The following is a 20436-nucleotide window of genomic DNA, read 5'->3' as shown; positions in this document are numbered from 1 at the left end:
GTTTGAGGGCGCCGAGCGCGTCACCGGCGGCAAGCGCGCGCGCGGAGGCGGTAATCAGGGAGTCCATGGCGGAAGGCTACACCACGCTGCTGATGCAGCGTGGCCGGCAACTTGGTTGTCCTTGGCGCGCGCAGTAAAAAATCGGTTCAGGGTTGAATATGTCGTGTGGATGCCGCGTTTGCGCACACAAGCTTCCTCATTTCCCGGGTCGCCGGACTTAAACGGCAGTGGCGTGGATATATTGCATCCATGACAACTACAAGCCGAAATCAGGGCAACCTGATCAGCCTCATCCTCCGGCGTGGCCGGGAAGAACGCCTTGCCCAGGCGGCGGGCGGTCTCACGTTCACGATGGTGATGTCCGTGGTGCCGATGCTGGCGGTGAGCTTCGCCCTGTTCGCGAAGATTCCGGCCCTGCGTGCGGCCGGGGAGGCGATTCGCGAGCACCTGCTGCGCGGCCTGCTACCGGCCGATATTGCCAGGACGGTGCTCAAGCACCTGTCGCAGTTTGCAGGCAACGCCAGCGGCCTCACACAGGTGGGCTTCGCGGTGCTGCTGGTGTCGGCCCTGATGCTGCTCCTGAGCGTGGAGAACACGCTCAACCGGATATGGCAGGTGAAGAAACCGCGCACTGTGCTGCGTCGGCTGGCCCTGTACGTTGCCATGCTGCTCACCGGCCCGGTGATCATCGGCGCCAGCTTGTGGGCCGCGTCTTATCTTCTGGCGGCCTCCAGTGGGCTGGTGGGTCCGCGGCCCGCCTGGCTGCCACATGCCCTGAACCTGGGGCCCGTGGTTCTGAGCGTCGCCGGCTTCGCCTGCCTGTTCCGCTTCGTGCCGCACACCGTAGTGCGCTGGCGCAATGCGATCGCAGGCGGCCTGCTCGCCGGCATCGCGTTCGAGCTGGGCAAACACGGCTTCGCGATTTACCTCGCCAACGTGCCTACGTACCGCACCATCTACGGGACCTTCGCGCCCTTGCTGGCTTTCCTGGTGTGGGTGTATTACTCGTGGCTCGTCACGCTGGCCGCGGCGCTGGTCAGCGCCAGCCTGCCGCGTGCCGGGGCACAGCCGGCGCGACGGTTGTCACGTGCGTAGCCAGGCCATGCCTCAGAGCTGCCCCCAGCCTTGCCAGGCCGTGAACGCAGCGCCCAGCATCAGCATCAGGCCCACGGCCCGCGCCGCGATGGTTCCCGCGGCCGGCTCGTCGGCCAGCCACCGGCGTGCTTCTCCGGCGGCCAGCGCCAGGGCTCCGTACACCCCGACTTGCGTGAGCGCAATGATCAGCCCGAGTGCCACCGCCTGGGCCCACAGCGCGCCGTATTCGAGCCGCAGGAACTGCGGAAAAATGGCGAGCATGAACAGATAGGCCTTGGGGTTCAGCAGACAGGTCAATGCTGCCTGGCGGAAGGTGCGCCAGGAGGAGGGCGTTCCGACAGCCGGCAATGCACCAAAGACAGAAGTGCTGCGTATCAGCGACCAGCCTATCCAGGCGATGTAGGCGCTGCCCGCCAACAGCATGACGCGGGCCACGCCGGGAACGAGCTGCAGCAGCAAGCCCAGCCCCAGGACGCCGGCCACCACGTGGCAAATGCCGCCGGCCACCACGCCCGCAACCGCAAAGAGGCCCGAACGCCGCCCGCCGCTCAGCGAACTGGCCATGACATAAGCCATGTCCATGCCCGGCAGGATGATGATGCCCAGCACCATCAGGAAGAACAGCCAGAGGTGAGCGAAGTGATCCATGGGTTGCCTTGGGTTGTTGGTGTTGTGCTTCAGTAGCGGGCTGCCGGATAGACAGGACGGGTGAGGGCCATCACCCAGTTGGTCTCCCAGTGGCGGCCGCCGTCCTGCGAGAACGCCTGTTCCCAGCGGGCGCTGTGCAGCGTGATGTCCGACCAGGTCGAGCGCACCCGGATGGGCCGGCCCTCATGCGTGCCGGCGCCTTCAAAACGGCCGATGCCGTCAGCAAAGACACCGAACACGGGCGGCTGAAGCGTGCCGTCGCCGCTGTCCGTCCAGTAAATGCTCCACTGCCGGGTTTCCGGCCTGAAAAAGCGCAGCGCCATGCCGACCGGCCTCTTGCCGTCCAGCACCAGGTCGTTCATGTTGCCCAACCCGCCAAGCAGCAGCGCGCCGTCCTGGAATCCTTCAAGGTTTTCCCATTCGGTGCAGCCCTGCAGGCACTTGCGCAGGCGCCGGTTGCTGACCAGCCAGCGTCCGGTGATGAAGTTGAAATCGTGGCGGCCATCGGGGGGCGGGGTGAAATTTTGGGTCTCTGTCGGGGTCATGGGTTCCGGGGAATCGGGGGGCCGGTGCCCATCCCTGAGCACCGTGAAAACCAAGTCTAGAAAAGTAATAGGTCGATATCGGCCCTAATTACCGGCTAGACTTTTCCTCATGTATTCGCCCACAACACGTGTGCTCACGGTGCTGGAATTGCTGCAGGCCCATGGCCGGCTCACCGGGGCCGAACTGGCCCGGCGGCTGGAGGTGGATGGCCGCACCCTGCGCCGCTACATCGCCAAGCTCGAAGACCTGGGCATTCCGGTGGTGGCCGAGCGTGGCCGTTATGGCTGCTACAGCCTGATCGCCGGCTTCAAGCTGCCACCCATGATGTTCACCGACGACGAAGCGCTGGCGCTGTCCATCGGCCTGGTTGCTGCGCGCGGCCTGGGCCTGGCAGAAGCGGCCCCGGCCGTGCAGAGCGCACAGGCCAAGCTGGAACGCGTGATGCCCGGCAATCTCAAAACCCGCATCCGCGCGCTGGCCGAAACGGTGACGCTGGACCTCAGCCGCTCGGTGGCGCCGGGGGACAACACGGCCTTGCTGGCGCTGAGTGCCGCGGCGCACGGCTGGCAGCGCGTGCACCTGAGTTACCGGTCGGCCGATGGTGTGGACACCGAGCGGGAGTTCGACCCTTATGGCCTGGCCTACCGCGGTGGGCGCTGGTATGCGGTCGGCCTGTGCCACCTGCGCAAGGAACTGCGCTCGTTCCGGCTCGACCGCGTGCGGCAGGTCCAGCCCGTCAATGCCGTGTTCACGCCGCCGGCCGACTTCAATGCGGTGCAGCACCTGGCGCTGGGCCTGGCCACCATGCCGCGCGCCACCCCGGTGCGTGTGCTGCTGCGAACCGACCTGCAGACCGCGCAAAGGCAGCTACCTGAAAGCATGGGGGTGTTTCAGCCTGCCGGGCAGGGTGTGTTGCTGCACAGCCAGACGGACGACGTGTCCTGGTTTGCCCGGCAGCTGGCGCGGCTGCCCTTTGCTTTTGAGATCCAGGAGCCGCCGGCGCTGCGCGAAGCGCTGCATGCCTGGGCGCAGCAGTTGCTGGAGCAGCATGTGTGAGTTGGGCTGAGTAGCTATAAAAACAGGAGCTATCTCCGCGCGTTCCATAAGGGCTGGAGGCCGATTTCACTTGAAGATTTCGCCAAAGTGGCTCCGCCGCACACGGAGCGGCGCGATACTTGCATCGCAGCCAGTTGGCCCGCAACGGGAAACACAAAGGTGCGCATCATGATGGACGAATGGCGCGGAGTCTGGCGGTCTGCCTTGAAGCGCGAGGCATTTTCACGCGGCATGCGCGTTCTGCTGGCGCTGGCGAGTGTGGTGTTTGGCGGCTGGTGGCTGAACCAGATGCAGGCAGTCATTCCCCTGTTGCTGGGCGTGATTGCCGGCGCCCTGGCCGAAAGTGACGACAGCTGGCGCGGCCAGATCCGCGCCCAGTTCACAACGCTGCTGTGTTTTGCCGTGATGGCGCTGATGGTGCAGGCCAGCCTGCCGTATCCCGGCCTGCTGGCGGTGGTGCTGGGGCTGGCGGCGTTCGGGCTCACCCTGCTCGGTGCCCTGGGTGAGCGCTACCGCGCGCTGGCCATCGCCACGCTGATTCTGGCGATCTACACCGCACTGGCGGCAGCGCCGCCATCTTCCCCGTCGGGTCAGCCGATGGCGCAGTGGCCGGTAGCTTGGCTGCTGGCCGGTGCGGCCTGGTACGGGCTGGTTTCCGTGCTGTGGGCGGCGGCCCTGCCCATGCTGCCGGTGCGGCAAAACATGGCCGGCTTGTACGAGGTGCTGGGCACCTACCTGCGCTTGAAAGCCCGGCTGTTCGAACCCGTGCGCGGCATCGACGTGGAGCATCGCCGCCTGGCGCTGGCGCTGCACAACGGCCGCGTGGTCGAGGCCCTCAACCTCGTCAAGGAAAGCCTGTTCATCCGCACGGAACCGGGCCGCACGCCGGCATGGCTGGGCGAGGCGCTGCAGCTGTATTTCGTGGCCCAGGATGTGCACGAGCGGATCACGTCCTCGCACGAACATTACGACGTGCTGGCCAATGCCTTTTTCCACAGCGATGTGTTGTACCGCTGCCAGCGCGTGGTAGCGCTGCTGGGCCAGGACTGCCTCATGCTGGCGCAGGCCGTCGAGCCGCAAGGCGGGGTGCTGGGTGGCGGCGCCACGGCACGCGCCCTCGAAGACCTGGCAGCAGCCATCCGTCATGTCGAGGTGCAGGAAGCCAGGCCGGCGGCCGGGCCGCTGCGTGCATTGCATGCCCTGGCAGCCAACCTGGAGGAGCTGCATCGCGTGCTGGGCAGTGCGCTGGCGCCCCTTCCCGACCGCCTCCCTGCGGATGCCAGCCTGCTGGACCGGAGCCCCCGCAGCGCGCGCGATGCCTGGCAGCGCGTGCGTGCGCAGTGGAGCCTGGCCTCGCCGCTGATGCGCCACGCGCTGCGCATGAGCGTGGCACTGGTGGCCGGTTATGCCGTCATGCTGGCCACGAACGACAGTTATGGTTTCTGGATACTGCTGACCATTGTGTTTGTCTGCCAGCCCCAGTACGGCGCCACGCTGACGCGCCTGCTGCAGCGCATCTGGGGCACGGTGCTGGGCCTGGTGGTCGGCTGGGCGCTGCTGCGGCTATTTCCCGATGTGCTGGTGCAGTCGGCCTTCACGGTGGCGGCCGGCGCGCTGTTTTTTGTCACCCGCCACACCCGCTACACGCTGGCCACGGCGGCGGTGACTTCCCTGGTGCTGCTGTCGTTCAACCAGGTGGGCGACGGCTTCGGGCTGATCGTGCCGCGCCTGCTGGATACGCTGGCCGGCAGCCTGATCTCGGGGCTGGCGGTGTGGCTGGTGCTGCCCAGCTGGCATTCGCGCCGGCTGCACAGCATGGCAGCGCAAGCCATGCGCACGCAGGCCCTGTACCTGAGCGAGATCATGGTGCAGTACCGTGCCGGCAAGCAGGACCACCTGGCCTACCGGCTGGCACGGCGCAACGCGCACAACGCCGAGGCCGCCTTGTCCAGCGCCATGGACGCGGTGTTCCAGGAGCCGGTTTACGTGCGCCGCCATGCGGGCGCCGGGACGCGTTTCCTGGTGCTGTCGCACACGCTGCTGAACTACCTGTCGGCGCTGGGGGCACACCGCAAGCTGCAGCAGGAGCCGGACCACGACAGCGCGGCAGCTCGCGCGGCGGCCTGCCTGCTGGACGGTCTTGGCATGCTGGCCGCAGCACTTGAAACCGGCCGCGCCCTGCCGGTGTCGGCGACACCCGAAGAGAGTGCCTTGCTCGATGCGCTTTCGCGCCCTGTCGATGCGGCGGGGGCACAGCACCAATTGCGGTCGCCGCTGTTGCTGTTGGCCCTGCGCCTGTTGCCGCAGTTGCGCGAGCAGGCCGCCGGGCTGGTGCCGGCTGCAGCGGGTGGCGCCGCCGGTGGGGATACCGGGAGGCTTGCACGGGCATGAGAAACTACCCTCCTGCTGCTACCCGAATGGAACCATGCCTACCACCAGCCCCGCCTGCCCCCAATGTGCCCAGGAAAACACTTACCCCGATGGCGACAACCATGTGTGCGCCGACTGTGGCCACGAGTGGCCCAGGCATGAAGCTGCGCAAGCAGAGGACAGCGCCGGCGACACGATCCGGGACGCCAACGGCCAGCCGCTGGCCGATGGCGATGCCGTGGTACTGATCAAGGACCTGAAGGTCAAGGGTTCGTCCATCACCCTCAAGATGGGCACCAAGGTCAAGAGCATCCGCCTGAGCGGCGGTGACCATGAGGTGGACTGCAAGATGGACGGCGGCAACTTCATGCTGAAAGCCTGCTACCTCAAGAAGGCCTGAACGACCCGGTGCTTGGGGCTCCGTGCCCGCCGGCGTTCAGTGATGGTGACCGTGCTCGCCATGCACATGGCGGTGCGCGATTTCCTCTTCAGTGGCTTTGCGCACATCGGTGACGGTCAGGCTGAAACGCAGGGCCTTGCCGGCCAGCGGGTGGTTGCCGTCCAGTATCACGGTGTCCCCCTTGATTTTGGCTACCGTGAACGCATGCGGCTTGCCCTCGTTGTCGCGGCCTTCGAGCTGGCCGCCGACCTTCACACCCGGCGGAAACTGGCTTTTTGGAATGGTCCGGAGCAGATTTTCATCACGCAGGCCGAAGGCATCTTCAGGCTGCAGTTCCAGCGTGGTCTGGTAGCCGCGCGTTTTTCCTTCGAGCGCTTCCTCGATCTTGGGCAAAGTGTTGCCATAACCCCCGTGCAGGTAAACCATGGGTTCCTTGCTTTCTTCAATCAGCTTGCCTTTGAGTTCGGCGACCTTGAAGCGCAGGGTGACGGCGGTGTCTTTTTCGATGTTCATGGGTGTGGAGCAATGCAGATGTTGGAAAAATTGCCATTTTCGCCCAAAGAAAATCGGGCGGTGCGCGGCGGTTTCAGCTCAGCAACTTGCCGGCCTCGGTGGACAGTGCTGCCGAAATCGAGTCCAGCACGGCGGATTCCAGGTTCCAGCAATGCCAGAACAGTTGCACCGGCAACGTGTGCTTGGGCGCCACATTGACCAGAGCGCCGCTTTTGATCGCGCCGCGAACCAGCAGCTCCGGCAGCACGCTAACACCCCATCCGGCCAGGGCTGCGCGCAACTGGCCTTCGGAGCTGGGAACAAACAACTGGCTCAGCGCTACCCGCTTCAGGCCCACCGCCTTGGCGACAAATTCGCTTTGCCCGTCGTCTTTGCGGTTAAAGGCCACGTAGGTTACGTTGCGAAAGTTGGAGGCATCCAGCCCGCCCGGCGCATGTTTTTTTGCGTAAGCCGGCTCAGCCACCGCAACATAGTTCATGGCGCCGAGATGGGCCACCTTGCAGCCGCGCAGCGCTTGCTTCAGTGTGGTCACGCAGCCCAGCACATGCCCCTGACGCAGCCAGTCGTGCGTGAAGTCCTGGTCGTCCACAATGATTTCAACCGGCAAGCCCTGCCTGACCAGCCCGGTCAGTGCGTCCAGCGCCCAGCTCGCAATGCTGTCGGCGTTGACCGCAATCGAGATTCGCTCCTCTTCGCGCACGCCTCCCGACAAGCCCGGCGCCAGCTCTTTCAGGTCACGCTCCAGATCGGCGCGTATCAGGCGTAGCTGGCGCGTGTGCTTGAGCAGCAGCTTTCCGGCCGAGGTGGCCTTCAGCGGCCGGCTGCGCACGATCAGGATCGCGCCAACCTGGCCCTCCAGCACCCGCAGGCGTTGCGAGATGGCTGACTGGGTGACGTTCAGGCGCTGGGCAGCGCGTTCAAAACCGCCTTCTTCAACGATGGCGGCCAGGCATTCGAGGGCAAGGGGGTCATACATGGGCGTATTAGCCTTCCTAATGATTTGGCAAAGAGTTTAACGAGACTGTTAATTTGCGGCAAGCTCGGCCAGACTAGCGCCCATGAAAACCATTGTGATGGGTGCCGGCATCATCGGCGTCAGTACGGCCTGGCATCTGGTCCAGCGCGGGCATGAAGTGACGGTGGTCGACCGCCAGGCCGGCGCCGCCATGGAAACCAGTTTCGCCAACGCGGCGCAGATATCCGTAAGTTACTGCGAGCCCTGGGCCAACCCCGAAGCGCCTGCCAAGTTGCTCAAATGGATGTTCCGCAACGACGCGCCCCTGCTGTTTCGGCCCACGCTCGACTGGCGCCAGTGGCGCTGGGGCCTGCAGTTTTTGAGCCAGTGCACCGACGCGGCCTTTCGCCGCAACGTCGAGCAGATCGTGGCGCTGGGTGCCTACAGCCACGAGGCATTGAAAGACATTGTCCGGAGCACCGGCATTACCTACAACCGGCTCGAGCGCGGCATTGCCCATTACTACACCGATCAGCAGTCATTTGATTCCGCGGCCGATGCGGCGGCCTTGATGCGCGATTTCGGCGTCAACCGCCGGGTGGTCAGCCGCAGCGAACTGTTCGAGATAGAACCCGCCTACCGCTCTTTTGCGGACCACATTGTTGGCGGCACTTACACCGCCAGTGACGAAAGTGGTGACGCGCGGGTGTTCACGCAGGAGCTGGCCCAAAGGTGCGAAGCGGCCGGTGTGCGGTTTGTTTATGGGCACGATATCGTTCGGCTGGAAAAAACCGGCGGTGCCGTCAGCGCGGTGCATCTGCGCAATCGCGGCAGCGGTGAAGCCTTGTCCTGGACGGCCGATGCTTTTGTGGTGGCCTGCGGCTCCTGGTCGGCTCCCCTGCTGCGCACCGCAGGGGTGGACCTGTCGATCTACCCGGGCAAAGGCTACAGCGCCACCTTCAAATTGCTCAAGCCTGAACTCGCGCCCTGGGTGAGCGCCATCGACGATGAAGTCAAATGTGCGATCAGCCGGCTGGGCGACAGCCTGCGGGTGGCCGGCACGATTGAAGTGGCCGGTTACGGCCTGTCGCTCGACACTCCGCTGGCCAGGGCCCGCTGCCAGATGTTGGCCGATCGCATCGAGCAGGTGCTGCCCGGCGTGTGCGACACCCGCAATGAAGAGCAGGGCGGCCAGCCCAACTTCTGGACAGGCCTGCGGCCCGCGACGCCGACCAACATCCCCTACATCGGCCAAACCGGGGTGGGCAAGCTCTGGGTGAATGCCGGCCATGGAACACTGGGCTGGACCCATGGCGCCGGATCAGGCAAGGCCATCGCGGAGCTCATCGACGGCCAGCGCCCCGGATTGAAATTCGGTTTCCTCGGGATCGCCCAGGCCGGCTAGCGCGAGAGGCTGGGCTTGATGCAGGAGATCCCAAAAAAGTAGCCTGCAGGCAGAATAGGCGCGACCGACGCACCGATTTTGCTGTGACACCTCACTTATATTCACCCCGCCCGGTTGTCGCTTTGGCCCTGGTGTGGGCGCTGCAGTCCGCTGCAGCCGCACAGACCCTGGCGCCCGTCAGCGTGAGCGCTACACGTACCGCGCTGCCGCCGTTCGAGGTGCCGGCTTCGGTCGATGTGCTGGACGGCGAGCGCATTCGCAGCGACGGCCGGCCGCAAGTCAATCTGTCGGAAAGCCTGGGGCTGGTGCCCGGCCTGCTCGCGCGCGACCGGCTGAACCAGGCGCAGGACATGCAGCTGTCGGTGCGCGGATTTGGTGCGCGTTCCACTTTCGGTGTGCGCGGCGTGCGCCTTTATGTGGACGGCATTCCCGCCACCATGCCGGACGGCCAGGGCCAGCTTTCGCATATCGACCTGGCATCGGTCGGGCACCTCGAGGTATTGCGCGGCCCGTTTTCGGTGCTGTACGGCAACTCGTCGGGCGGTGTCATGCAGGTCTTCACGGAAGAAGGACAGGGCAGTCCGGTTCTCACCGGCAGTGCAGCCGCCGGTTCGTACGGCCTCAAGCGTGCTGATGCCAAAGCCAGTGGCGCGAGCGGTTCGCTGGGCTATGTACTCAGTGCCGGGCGGCTGAGCACCAGCGGCTATCGCGAGCACAGTGTCGCGGAGCGCGAGAGTGCCAATGCTCGGCTGGACTGGGCGCTGGACGATGACCGCAAGCTGACCCTGCTGGTCAACACCCTGTCGGTCGAGGCGCAGGATCCACTGGGCCTGAGCCGCGCGCAGTTTGATGCCGCACCGCGCAGCGCCGATGCTTCGGCAAACACCTTCAATACGCGCAAGACCGTGCGGCAGAGCCAGATCGGTGCGGTGTACGACCACCGCCTCAATGCCGACAACCAGCTGCGGCTGATGCTGTACGGCGGCGAGCGTGCCACCACGCAATACCAGGCCATCCCAACCGGTGTTCAAAACAACCCGCTGCACCCTGGCGGCGTGATCGGCCTCGAACGCAACTACGGCGGGGCCGATCTGCGCTGGACGCATCGCACGCTCATGGCGCAGCGGCCGCTGGAGGTCGTCGGCGGTCTCGCCTATGACGCGATGAACGAAGAGCGGCGCGGCTGGCAAAACTTCCAGGGAACAAGCTTGGGCGTGCGGGGTGCCCTGCGCCGTGAGGAAGACAACCGCGTCACCAGCCTGGACCCTTACCTGCAGGCCACCTGGCAACCCGCCACGCGCTGGACGGTGAACGCCGGCGTGCGCCACAGCCTGGTGCGCTTCAGCTCTGCCGACCGCTACATCGTGGGAACCAATGGCAACGACAGTGGCAGTGTTCGTTACAGCGCCACCTTGCCGGCCGCCGGCATCACATACGCGCCCTCAACGCAGTGGCGTGTGTATGCCGCGGCCGGCCGTGGTTTCGAGACACCGACCTTCAATGAGCTGGCCTACCGGCCTGTGGGCACCGGCCTCAACTTTGCCTTGCGCCCTTCGCGCAGCGAAAACTTCGAGACCGGCGTCAAATGGCGCACGCTGCCGGGCTCTGTCATGCCCATCGAAGCCACGGCGGCGGTTTTCCATACGGCGACGCAGGACGAAATCGTCACGCAAAGCAATGTCGGCGGCCGCAGCACCTTCCAGAACGCCGGGGCCACGCGCCGCCGCGGCCTCGAGCTCGCGACCAGCGTCGCACCCGCGCGCCACTGGCTGGCGCAGATGTCGTACACCCTGCTGGACGCCCGCTACCGCGATGCTTTTGCCTGCCCGGTCAATGCCAATCTCTGTCCAGCGGGAGCGGTGCCTGCGGGCAACCGCATTCCCGGAACGGCACGCAACGCGCTGGCCCTGGATGTCGGCTGGCGGCCGCCGACCGGCTGGCATGCGGGGCTGGATGCACGCTACCTCGGCAGCGTGGCCGTGAACGATGTCAACAGCGACGCGGCGGCATCTTTCGTGACGCTGGGCGCCCATGTGGGTTATGTGGCGGAAATCAGCCGCTGGCGACTGGTGGCCACAGCACGCATCGACAACCTGACGGACCGCCGCTATGCGGGCTCCATCATCGTCAACGAGGGCAATGGCCGTTATTTCGAGCCGGCGATGGAGCGCAACCACGTGCTGTCGCTGTCGGCCAGCTACAGGTTCTAGCACCACGATGTCTTTCCGGTCCATCTGTTTCGGCCTCGCCTGCACCATGGCTGGCTGTTCGCAGCAGGCGCCCAGTTGGGACCAGCTGATCAGCGCCAGGATCAGCGAGCAGTACCCGGCCTACACGGTGCTTGCGCCGCAGGCCGGGCAACTGCGGGTGCTGCGGCCGGGTCAGCCTGAGCGCGTGATTGAGGTGGCACCTGTTGCGCAGTTCTGCCAGCGCGGCCCGGCAGACTGCAACTACGCGGTGGATCAATTGCTGCTGGACCTGCGCGGGGCACAATAGCTGCTTCGCTGTTGGCTGATATTTCTTCCCATGCACACCACTGCCCTTGTTCTTTTTTCGGGAGGCCAGGACTCCACCACCTGCCTGGCGCAGGCGCTGTCCAAATACGAACGCGTCGAAACTGTGGGCTTTGACTATGGGCAGCGGCACAGCGTGGAGCTGCAGGCGCGCCTGGTGGTGCTGCGCGAAATCAGGGCGCAGTTTCCGCAGTGGGCGCACAAGCTGGGCGAGGACCACTTGCTGGATCTGGCCGTGCTGGGGCAGGTCAGCGAGACCTCGCTGACACGCGACACCGCTTTCAAGATGGAAAGCTCGGGCCTGCCGAATACCTTTGTGCCCGGGCGCAACCTGCTATTCCTCACGCTGGCCGCAGCGCTGGCCTACCGGCGCGACCTGCAGGTGCTGGCGACCGGGGTGTGTGAGACCGATTTTTCAGGCTACCCCGACTGCCGCGACGACACCATGAAGGCCATGCAGCTGGCCCTGTCGCTGGGCATGGACAAGCGCTTCCTGATCGAAACACCGCTGATGTGGATAGACAAGGCCGCCACCTGGGCGCTGGCCGAGTCGCTGGGCGGCCGGCCTCTGGTGGATTTGATCATCGAGCACACCCACACCTGTTACCTCGGCGACCGTGAACACCGCCATGACTGGGGCTACGGCTGCGGCCAGTGCCCGGCCTGCGAGCTGCGCTTGCGTGGTTATGCGGCTTATGCGGCCGCTTTGCCCAAGGCCTGATCAGGCGCGCGATTCCCTGAGCTCGTACAGCGCAGGCGCGCCTTCCGGCTGCTTCTCGAGTTCCCAGCGCTTGCCGTGAAAGGCCGCAACCGTCGGCCGGTGTGCTATTGAAACAATAGCGCCGCCCGCTTGTCGAGTCTGGGCCAGCAAGCGTTCGTAGAGTGTTTGTTCAGCTTCCTCATCCAGGGCGCTGGTCGCTTCGTCGGCAAACAGCCAGGCCGGTTTTTTCAGAAGCACGCGGGCAATCGCCAGGCGCTGCTGTTCGCCGCCCGAGAGCTTCTGGCTCCAGGCGTCTTCATCGTCGAGCCGCTGCGTCAACTTCGGCAGCAGCGCGTCTTCCAGTGCCTGCTGGAGCTCTGCGTCGCTGTAGCTGCCGGCCGGCTGCGGGTAGGCCAGCGCATCGCGCAGGGTGCCATTGGGGAAGTAGGGGCGCTGCGGAATGAACATCGCATTGGCCGGCAGGGCGGTGCGGCCGCGGCTGAAAGGCCAGATGCCGGCCAGCGCGCGGAATAGCGTTGATTTGCCGCTGCCCGACGGTCCCTTGATCAACACGTTCTCGCCGGGTTCGGCGTGCAGCGAGAGGCCGGACAGGAGCACTGCGCCGGTGGGCAGGGCCAGAGTCAGGTCCTGCGTGTCCAGGCTGTCGGCAGATTCATTGATTGCTACTGAATTAATAGCTGCTTGCGTCCGCCGTGCCTGGGCCAGGGCCACAAAACTCTCTTCAAAACTGGTCAGACGGTCGGTCGTGGCGCGCCAGGCGGCCAGGCTGCTGTAGTTGTCGACAAACCAGCTCAGCGAATCCTGCACTTTGCCAAAAGCTTGAGATATCTGGATTAATTCGCCCAGCTGGATAGCACCGCTGAAAAACCGCGGCGCCGCCACGAGAAAGGGAAAGATGATGGCCGCCTGGCCGAAAAAGCTGGTGAACCAGATCAGGTTTTTTTGCTCCTTGATCAGGGTCAGGTAGTTGGCCAGCACGGTGGAAAAGCGGGTGTCCAGCTGAACCTGTTCAACGGCTTCGCCCTTGTCAAGCGCAATCGATTCGCTGTATTCGCGTACACGCACCATGTGATGCCGGAAATCGGCTTCATACCGTTGCTGCAGGAAATTGAGCCTGATTTGCGGCCGGCCGATGTAATGTGTGATGACGCTTCCGGCCGCACAGTAGGCGATCGCCGCCCACACCATAAAACCCGGAATCGAGTAGCTGCCCCCCGCAACCGTGAAGGCGAACGACCCCGACAGAGCCCACAAAATGCCGACAAAGCTGATCAGTGTGACAACCGCATTGAGCAAGCCCATGGTGAGCCCAATGGTGTAGCTGGTGAACAGGTTCAAGTCTTCCTGGATACGCTGGTCAGGGTTGTCCGGCGTGTCTGTGCCAGTGCCGGCGTAACGTGCCAGCTCCATTTGGTAGAAAACATGATCGGACAACCATCGTTTCAGGTAGTTGTGTGTCATCCATGAACGCCAGCGAACTTCCAGCAGCTGCGTGAGATAGAACTTGTAGACCGCGATGATGATCGCGCCGAAAGCCAGATAAGTGAAGCGTCCCAACTGCTGCCAGAAGACTGTTTGATCCTTATTTTGCAGCGAGTCATAAAACACGCGATACCAGTCGTTGAACTGCACGGCCATAAAGACGGTGCCCAGATTCAGCAGCACGATGGCCAGCAGCAGTCCGCGGGCCTTCCACTTGTCCTCGGACTGGAAATAGGGCTTGCTCAGTGCCCAAGTCTTGCGGCAAAAAACCTTGAAGCTGGCGAACTTGCCGAGAACGGGGGGAAGCAAGGGCGTTGAAGCCATGAGTGTCATCCTTGAGAAGGCAATGGTTGCCAGTGTAGTGTGGCGTCCTGTCGCTTTGGCGAATGGTTGACTGCCGCGACGCCGCTAGGATGACCGGATGAGCACATCAACAACCTCTTCTGCTTCTTCGATATCTTCAGCCGAAGGCAGCATCGATTGCACCGTACGCGGCCCGCTGCTGCTGATCGCCATCAACCGCCCGGCCAAGCGCAATGGTTTCACGCCAAGGATGTTCCGCGAGCTGGGCCAGGCCTACACCCGCCTGGACGACGACCCGGCGCTGCGCGTGGGCGTGCTGCATGCCGTGGGCGAGCATTTCACGGCGGGACTGGATTTGCCGACCATCGCCCCGCTGATGCAGCGCGGCGAGAAAGCCGTTCCTCTCGGCCTGGTCGATCCGCTGGACCTGGGCATGGAAGGTTATAGGCGCCGAAGCAAACCCATGGTGGTGGCGGTGCAGGGCATCACCTACACCCTGGGCATCGAGCTGATGCTGGCGGCCGACATCGTGGTGGCCGCCGACGACTGCCGGTTTTCACAACTGGAAGTCAAACGCGGCATCATGGCCACCGGCGGCGCCACCCTGCGCATGGCAGAACGTGCCGGCCTGGGCAATGCCTTGCTGCACCTGCTGACCGGCGACGAATTTGGCAGCGCCGAAGCCCTGCGCCTTAATTTTGTGCAAAAGGTGCTGCCCCGCGCGCAGGTGCTGGAGGAAGCCTTGCGCATCGCCGAAACCATTGCAGAGCAAGCGCCGCTGGCGGTGGTGGCAACGCGAAAAAACGCACTCAAGGCGGTGGAGCATGGTCCCATGCTGGCGATGCAGGATTTCATCGCAGTGCAGAAGGGGCTCTCGCTCAGCGAAGATGCAGCTGAAGGGGTGCGCTCGTTTGTTGAAAAACGCGCCGCCCGGTTCCAGGGCAAATAAGCCGGCCGGAAAGCTCAGGACAGCTGGTTGGACACACCGCTGACCACATGGCCCGAAGGCACATGCTGCGAGGCGGAGTTGACATGGCCGGTCTGGTCGTCAAAGAAGAAGTCGGGTTCGAACTCGCGCAAAAATTCGCCTTTGGGCAGGCCGCCGAGGAACATGGCTTCATCAACCTCGATGTTCCAGTCCATCAGTGTGCGGATGGCGCGCTCATGCGCCGGTGCGCTGCGCGCCGTGACCAGGGCCGTGCGTATGCGCATGTTGGAGGTGCCGACCTGTTGCAGGCGGTGCAGGGCCTCCAGCAAGGGCTTGAAGGGGCCGGCCAGCAGCGGCTGGGTGGCCTTGTCGCGCTCATGCTGCTGGAAGGCCGACAGGCCGTGCGACTGGAACACGCGCTCGGCCTCGTCGGAAAAAATTACCGCATCGCCGTCGAAGGCAATGCGCACTTCGTTCGGGTGTTTGTCGCTGGCGTGGGCCGACTGCGGATAGACCTGCGCCGCAGGCACGCCGGCCGCCAGCGCGTCGCGCACGTCGCTGAGGTGGGCCGACAAAAACAGGTTGGCGTGCAGCGGTTTCAGGTAACGCCAGGGCGCCTCACCACGATTGAAGGTGCCACGCTGGATGGCCAAGCCGTAGTGTTGGGCCGAGCGGAACACGCGCATGCCCGACACCGGGTCGTTGCGGGAAAGGATGACCACTTCCACGCGCTGTGCAAGTTTGGCTTCAGGGGAAGCTTCGTCCAGGCTGGCGGGTGCGTCGTTGAAGGCCAGCAGCTTCTGGACCAGTGAAAACGCCACGCCGGGCTTGGCCGGCACGTCGAGCCGGTCCAGCTGCAGCTGCATGTAGGCCGCGTCTTTTTTGGCGCCGGGCACGGGCGGCTGCACCATGCCGTCTTCAAACACGCGGTTTTCTTCTTCGAAGTCAAACAGCGCGCGCGATGAGATCGCGACCACCAGTTGTCCGTCCAGAGTTGCTGCCATGGGTTTACCTGTTTACTGCGGGGGTGGAATCAACGATAGCTCAAGTGTGCGCCATTGTCCGCAGGCCACGCCGTCCTGCGGCCACTGGTCGGCGCGGTTCACCTGGCGTATGCCACCGTGCACCAGCTGGGCAGCGCGGATGATGCCGGCATGGGTGACCCAGACGGTGTCCGGTTTGGCCGGCAGTTCGTCAAAAGCTTCGGCCACACGCGTCATCAGGTCGCTCACGGTTTCGCCGTGGCCGCCAACCGGGTGGCCTGCAAAGTTGGCCGTCCAGGCATCGAACTCGTTGCGCGTGATGTCACTCCAGGGCCGGCCTTCCCAGGCGCCAAAATTCATTTCCTGCAGCCGGGCGTCGATTTGAAGTGTCAAATCGGGCCGCAGCCCAATCAGTGCCTGCGCCAACTGCTCACATCTTTGTAGCGGCGATGTCTGGACGGCGGCGCTGTGGGGCAACACTTCGGCGAGCGCCAGCGCGCACTGTCGGGTGCTCTCGGGGTCTGCCGCCACATCCAGCGCGCCATAGCAGGTGCCCGGCTCGGCCAGCACCTGGGCGTGGCGCACCAGCCAGAGCTTCATGACGCGATGGCCAGGCCGAGGTAAAAAGCGATTTCGCAGACCTGCTGCGTGGCGCCCAGGCAGTCGCCGGTGAAGCCTTGGAGGCGGCGCGTGAACAGTCTGGCCATCCACAGCAGGGCGAGCACGGCAAAACTGCAGGCCACTATCAAAGTAATAGCTGATAGCGTATAGCTGGCAAGGGCTAGAGCCGCAAAACACCATAAAAATGCAACCCCCAGACTGGTCAGCGTGATCTGGTCGGCCAGGGGTTTGGACTTGGAGCCCGCAGCATCGCCGACATGCGGCAGCACACGGATCAAGATCAGCGGCAGGGTACGCGAGACCACGTGCGCTGCAAACAGCGCCACCGCCGCCAGCCAGCCGTTAAAGGGCGCATCGGGCGGGATGTCTTCGCCAGATGCCATGCCTTCGGCAGAGCCGAGCAGGGCCAGCAGCGCCACCTTGCACAACAGGGCCAGCACCAGCGCCATGGCGCCAAAGGCGCCGACGCGCGAATCTTTCATGATCTCCAGTACGCGTTGGCGCTCCGAACTGCCGCCCAGGCCGTCGGTCACGTCGGCTAACCCGTCCTCGTGAAAGCCGCCGGTCAGCAGGACGGTGACCACCGTGGACAGCGCAGCGGCCACCATCGGCGCGAACGGCACCGGCGGTAGCAGCTCCATCAGCAGCGCATACACCCCGGCCGCCGCGGCGCCGACCAGCCAGCCGATGCCCGGAAAATGCGCCGCGCTGGCACGCAGCATAGTCGGGCTGTAGCCCACCCATTCGGCAAGGCGCCCCGTGACCGGAATGCGGGTGAAAAACTGGACGGCCAGCAGGTAGTGACGTAGGAACCGGCTCATCGATGCATCCTAATTTTTACCGCTGACCTCGGCCGATTCAAAACTCGCCATCTCCGCCATGAACAGGGCGGCCGACTGCAGCAGCGGCCAGGCCAGCAGTGCGCCCGTTCCTTCGCCGAGGCGCATGTCCAGGTTCAGCAGAGGTGTGGCTTTCATGTGGGCCAACAGCAGATGGTGGCCGCGCTCGGCCGAGCGGTGGCAGAACACGAGGTAGTCCTGCACCTGTGGCACCAGTGTCCGCGCCACCAGAGCTGCGGCGCCGGCAATAAAACCATCGACCAGCACCACGCGGCGCTCGCTGGCGGCCTGCAGCATGGCGCCGCTCATCATTGCGATCTCGAAGCCGCCGAGGGCAGCCAGTACGGCCAGGGGCTCGTGCACTTCTGCATGCCGGTCCAGCGCGCGTTGCAACACGGCCTGCTTGTGCGCCAGCTGCGTGTCGTCAAGCCCGGTGCCGCGCCCGACCACATCGCTGATCGGCAGGCCGGCCAGCCGCGCCAGCAGCAGCGCCGCGGCCGAGGTGTTGGCAATACCCATTTCCCCAAAAGCCACCACGTTGCCGGGCAGGCTTTTCATGACCGCCATGCCGGCCTGCAGCGCGGCGCTGGCCTGCGCCGGCGGCATGGCCGGGCCGGCGCAAATGTTGTTCGTACCCGCGGCGATTTTCCGCTTCAGCAGTTGCGGGTGGTCGGCCAGCTCGGCGGCCACGCCGGCATCAACCACCTGCAGGGCAAAACCGTGCTGGCGCGCAAAAACATTGATGGCTGCACCGCCCGCCAGCATGTTGCCCACCATCTGAACCGTCACAGCCTGCGGAAAGGCCGACACGCCTTCGCTGGCAATGCCATGGTCGGCGGCAAACACCACCATTTGCGGTGACTCGAAGCGGATGGCCTCGCTGCGCTGGATCAAGCCCAGCTGCAGCGCCAGGGCTTCGAGCTGGCCGAGGGCGCCCTGCGGCTTGGTTTTCTGATCGATCTTGTGCTGCAGCCCGGCGGCCAGTGCGGCGTCGGCGGTGGTCTCAATTGCGGGCAGGCGGAGTGTCGTGTTGTCGGTCATCGGTGATTTTCTGGAGGCAGGCGGGGCAAAAGCAGGAAGCTCCCGCCGTGCCGGTTGTGGTGGTGGAGGGGCCTGACGGCACCGGCATGATGTGGGGCAGCTTGACGCACCAGCACTCGGCATCGCCGCCGACCATGCCGCAGCGGAAAGCGGCACCGCAGCGGGGGCACAACGAATTGGGTTTCGCGCTGGCGCCTGCTGCGGTCATGAAAAAGCCTCGTCAGGCCTGCAGAAACAGGCGGTAAACCGGATTGTCGGTTTCTTCCACGTGCGGGTAGCCCAGGGTGTCGAGAAAGGCCTGGAAGGCCTTGTTGTCGGCCTTGGGCACCTGCAGACCGACCAGGATGCGCCCGTAGTCGGCGCCCTGGTTGCGGTAGTGGAAAAGGCTGATGTTCCAGCCGGGTTTCATGGCGCCCAAAAACTTCATCAGCGCACCTGGCCGCTCGGGAAACACAAAGCGCAGCAGGCGTTCGTCTTTGGAGAGCGCCGTGTGCCCACCCACCATGTGACGGATGTGTTCCTTGGCGAGGTCGTCGTGGGTCAGGTCCAGCGACTGGAAGCCATGCTTGCTGAAGTTGTTGGCGATCTTGATGCTTTCGCCCTTGCCGTGCGTTGTCAGGCCGACAAACACGTGGGCCTGGCTGGCATCGCTGATGCGGTAGTTGAACTCGGTCACGCTGCGCGGGCCGCCCGGCAGTTCGCCGATCAGTTCGCAAAAGCGGCGGAAGCTGCCGCGTTCCTCGGGAATCGTCACGGCAAACAGGGCCTCGCGCTCCTCGCCCACTTCGGCCCGTTCGGCGACAAAACGCAGGCGGTCGAAGTTCATGTTGGCGCCGCACAAAATGGCCGCGTAGGTTTCGCCCTTGGTCTTGTGCGTGGCCACGTATTGCTTGATGGCGGCCACACTCATCGCGCCCGAGGGCTCGACGATGCTGCGCGTGTCGATGAACACGTCCTTGATGGCCGCGCACACGGCGTCGGTGTCGACCGTGATGAATTCGTCGACGAGTTCGCGGCTGATGCGGAAGGTTTCCTCGCCCACCAGCTTGACAGCCGTGCCGTCGGCAAACAGGCCCACATCCGGCAGCGTGACGCGTTTGCCGGCGCCGACCGACAGCGCCATCGCATTCGAGTCGTTCATCTGCACGCCAATGACCTTGACCTCGGGACGCACGGCCTTGATGTAGTTGGCCACGCCGGAGATCAGGCCGCCGCCGCCAATGGCTACAAACACGGCGTCGAGCGAGCCTTTGCCTATGGTCTGGATCTGGCGCAGGATTTCCATGGCAATCGTGCCCTGGCCGGCAATCACATCCGGGTCGTCAAACGGGTGCACAAAAGTCAGGCCGTTCTTCTTTTCGAGTGTGACTGCATAGGTATAGGCGTCGGAGTAGCTGTCTCCATGAAGGATGACTTCGCCGCCGAACGATTTCACGGCGTCAACCTTGACCTGGGGGGTGGTGACCGGCATGACGATGACGGCACGCGTTCCGAGCTTGTGCGCGCCGAGTGCCACGCCTTGTGCATGGTTTCCGGCCGAGGCGCAAATCACGCCTTTTTTGAGCTGGGCCGCGCTCAGGTGCGCCATTTTGTTGTACGCCCCGCGCAGCTTGAAGCTGAATACCGCCTGCTGGTCTTCCCGCTTGAGCAGCACCGTGTTGTGCACGCGGCGGCTGAGGTTTTTTGCCGGCTCAAGGGCCGACTCCACGGCGACGTCATAGACGCGGGCCGTCAGGATTTTTTTCAGGTAATCAGCAGGTTTGAGCGCCTTGGCGCGGGCCGGCCGGGGGACGCCAGGAGAGGGGCGGGAAGCTGGTTTTGGAGGGGTGGGCATGTATTTTTCTCGTAGCCCGACATCATAGTGGGCAAGAAAAAAGGCCCAGACCTTGCGGTCTGGGCCTGTAAATCCACCCTTTCAGGGATGGAGGAGACAAGCTGTGCATGAAAACCAAAGCAGCTTCATGCGATGATTTCAGTATAGCGGAGGCATGTTGCGCTGCAACAATGTTTTGTTGCG

Annotated in this window: 21 protein-coding genes; 10 read left to right on the top strand and 11 right to left on the bottom strand. The window is 64.4% G+C overall.

All coding sequences use genetic code 11. The features are described 5' to 3' along the window. Together WA904_RS04090 and WA904_RS04085 are read left to right on the top strand one after the other, a co-directional pair. Nucleotides 1-253 (top strand): hypothetical protein (locus tag WA904_RS04090; protein WP_425195843.1); only part of this gene is annotated, 253 nt, incomplete at its 5' end. Next, on the top strand, nucleotides 250-1095 hold the full coding sequence (locus WA904_RS04085) for a YhjD/YihY/BrkB family envelope integrity protein (protein ID WP_425195842.1): 846 nt from the start codon (nucleotides 250-252) through the stop codon (nucleotides 1093-1095). The genes WA904_RS04090 and WA904_RS04085, both read left to right, overlap by 4 nt. Nucleotides 1096-1107: 12 nt before the next feature. Here WA904_RS04085 and WA904_RS04080 read toward each other — a convergent pair whose 3' ends face one another. Both WA904_RS04080 and WA904_RS04075 read right to left on the bottom strand, forming a co-directional pair. Then, nucleotides 1108-1743: a LysE family translocator gene (locus tag WA904_RS04080; RefSeq protein WP_425195841.1), complete on the bottom strand. Its 636-nt coding sequence runs from the start codon at nucleotides 1741-1743 to the stop codon at nucleotides 1108-1110. Nucleotides 1744-1772: 29 nt separating this feature from the next. Continuing rightward, nucleotides 1773-2288, bottom strand: coding sequence for a hypothetical protein (locus WA904_RS04075; protein ID WP_425195840.1), 516 nt, complete (start codon nucleotides 2286-2288; stop codon nucleotides 1773-1775). 109 nt (nucleotides 2289-2397) lie between these two features. Here WA904_RS04075 and WA904_RS04070 point away from each other — a divergent pair, with 109 nt between their 5' ends. From WA904_RS04070 to WA904_RS04060, 3 genes are all read left to right on the top strand, one after another. Further along, nucleotides 2398-3345, top strand: a complete 948-nt coding sequence (locus WA904_RS04070) for a helix-turn-helix transcriptional regulator (protein WP_425195839.1) — start codon at nucleotides 2398-2400, stop codon at nucleotides 3343-3345. Between the two features lie 168 nt (nucleotides 3346-3513). Next, on the top strand, nucleotides 3514-5736 hold the full coding sequence (yccS, locus tag WA904_RS04065) for a YccS family putative transporter (protein WP_425195838.1): 2223 nt from the start codon (nucleotides 3514-3516) through the stop codon (nucleotides 5734-5736). 34 nt (nucleotides 5737-5770) lie between these two features. Then, nucleotides 5771-6115, top strand: a complete 345-nt coding sequence (locus WA904_RS04060) for a zinc ribbon domain-containing protein YjdM (protein ID WP_425195837.1) — start codon at nucleotides 5771-5773, stop codon at nucleotides 6113-6115. A 36-nt stretch (nucleotides 6116-6151) separates the two neighbouring features. On the opposite strand, the gene WA904_RS04055 is transcribed toward WA904_RS04060, so the two are convergent. Both WA904_RS04055 and WA904_RS04050 read right to left on the bottom strand, forming a co-directional pair. Then, nucleotides 6152-6628, bottom strand: a complete 477-nt coding sequence (locus tag WA904_RS04055) for an FKBP-type peptidyl-prolyl cis-trans isomerase (RefSeq protein ID WP_425195836.1) — start codon at nucleotides 6626-6628, stop codon at nucleotides 6152-6154. Nucleotides 6629-6701: 73 nt separating this feature from the next. Beyond that, nucleotides 6702-7604 carry a LysR family transcriptional regulator ArgP gene (locus WA904_RS04050; protein WP_425195835.1) on the bottom strand — a complete coding sequence of 301 codons (903 nt, stop codon included), beginning with the start codon at nucleotides 7602-7604 and terminating at the stop codon, nucleotides 6702-6704. Nucleotides 7605-7686: 82 nt separating this feature from the next. Between WA904_RS04050 and WA904_RS04045 the strand changes: the two genes are divergently transcribed. The 4 genes from WA904_RS04045 to queC all read left to right on the top strand — a co-directional run bounded on the left by WA904_RS04045 (nucleotide 7687) and on the right by queC (nucleotide 12222). Continuing rightward, a complete protein-coding gene (locus WA904_RS04045; protein ID WP_425195834.1) occupies nucleotides 7687-8988 on the top strand; it encodes a D-amino acid dehydrogenase in 1302 nt (433 codons plus the stop codon). Nucleotides 8989-9071: 83 nt separating this feature from the next. Next, nucleotides 9072-11198, top strand: coding sequence for a TonB-dependent receptor family protein (locus tag WA904_RS04040; RefSeq protein WP_425195833.1), 2127 nt, complete (start codon nucleotides 9072-9074; stop codon nucleotides 11196-11198). Nucleotides 11199-11205: 7 nt separating this feature from the next. Continuing rightward, nucleotides 11206-11484: a hypothetical protein gene (locus WA904_RS04035; RefSeq protein ID WP_425195832.1), complete on the top strand. Its 279-nt coding sequence runs from the start codon at nucleotides 11206-11208 to the stop codon at nucleotides 11482-11484. 30 nt (nucleotides 11485-11514) lie between these two features. Then, the gene (gene queC, locus WA904_RS04030; RefSeq protein WP_425195831.1) at nucleotides 11515-12222 is read left to right on the top strand and encodes a 7-cyano-7-deazaguanine synthase QueC; all 708 of its coding nucleotides are present in this window, start codon (nucleotides 11515-11517) and stop codon (nucleotides 12220-12222) included. Here the strand turns inward: queC and WA904_RS04025 are convergent, their stop codons facing one another. Next, on the bottom strand, nucleotides 12223-14028 hold the full coding sequence (locus WA904_RS04025) for an ABC transporter ATP-binding protein/permease (RefSeq protein WP_425195830.1): 1806 nt from the start codon (nucleotides 14026-14028) through the stop codon (nucleotides 12223-12225). 97 nt (nucleotides 14029-14125) lie between these two features. Here WA904_RS04025 and WA904_RS04020 point away from each other — a divergent pair, with 97 nt between their 5' ends. Beyond that, nucleotides 14126-14956, top strand: a complete 831-nt coding sequence (locus tag WA904_RS04020) for a crotonase/enoyl-CoA hydratase family protein (RefSeq protein WP_425195829.1) — start codon at nucleotides 14126-14128, stop codon at nucleotides 14954-14956. 14 nt (nucleotides 14957-14970) lie between these two features. Here WA904_RS04020 and WA904_RS04015 read toward each other — a convergent pair whose 3' ends face one another. From WA904_RS04015 to ilvA, 6 genes are read right to left on the bottom strand one after another with little or no spacing between them, the layout of a single operon-like run. Next, nucleotides 14971-15939, bottom strand: coding sequence for a 5'-nucleotidase (locus WA904_RS04015; RefSeq protein ID WP_425195828.1), 969 nt, complete (start codon nucleotides 15937-15939; stop codon nucleotides 14971-14973). A 12-nt stretch (nucleotides 15940-15951) separates the two neighbouring features. Next, entirely contained in the window at nucleotides 15952-16518 is a 567-nt protein-coding gene (locus WA904_RS04010; protein WP_425195827.1) for a histidine phosphatase family protein, read from the bottom strand. After that, complete coding sequence (locus WA904_RS04005) at nucleotides 16515-17360, bottom strand: adenosylcobinamide-GDP ribazoletransferase (RefSeq protein WP_425195826.1); 846 nt, start codon at nucleotides 17358-17360, stop codon at nucleotides 16515-16517. Before WA904_RS04005 ends, WA904_RS04010 begins: the two co-directional genes overlap by 4 nt. Before the next feature lie 9 nt (nucleotides 17361-17369). Next, nucleotides 17370-18419 (bottom strand): nicotinate-nucleotide--dimethylbenzimidazole phosphoribosyltransferase, encoded by a 1050-nt coding sequence (cobT, locus tag WA904_RS04000; RefSeq protein ID WP_425195825.1) that lies wholly within the window; start codon nucleotides 18417-18419, stop codon nucleotides 17370-17372. Then, nucleotides 18382-18627 (bottom strand): cysteine-rich CWC family protein, encoded by a 246-nt coding sequence (locus WA904_RS03995; RefSeq protein ID WP_425195824.1) that lies wholly within the window; start codon nucleotides 18625-18627, stop codon nucleotides 18382-18384. Before WA904_RS03995 ends, cobT begins: the two co-directional genes overlap by 38 nt. 12 nt (nucleotides 18628-18639) lie before the next feature. Then, entirely contained in the window at nucleotides 18640-20253 is a 1614-nt protein-coding gene (ilvA, locus tag WA904_RS03990) for a threonine ammonia-lyase, biosynthetic (RefSeq protein WP_425195823.1), read from the bottom strand. Between the last annotated feature and the right edge of the window lie 183 nt (nucleotides 20254-20436).

The sequence above is a fragment of the Polaromonas sp. genome (assembly GCF_049790275.1).
Taxonomy (GTDB): Bacteria; Pseudomonadota; Gammaproteobacteria; order Burkholderiales; family Burkholderiaceae_C; genus Polaromonas.
Note: the sequence above shows the minus strand (reverse complement) of the source record. Positions and strands in the feature narration are given on the sequence as shown.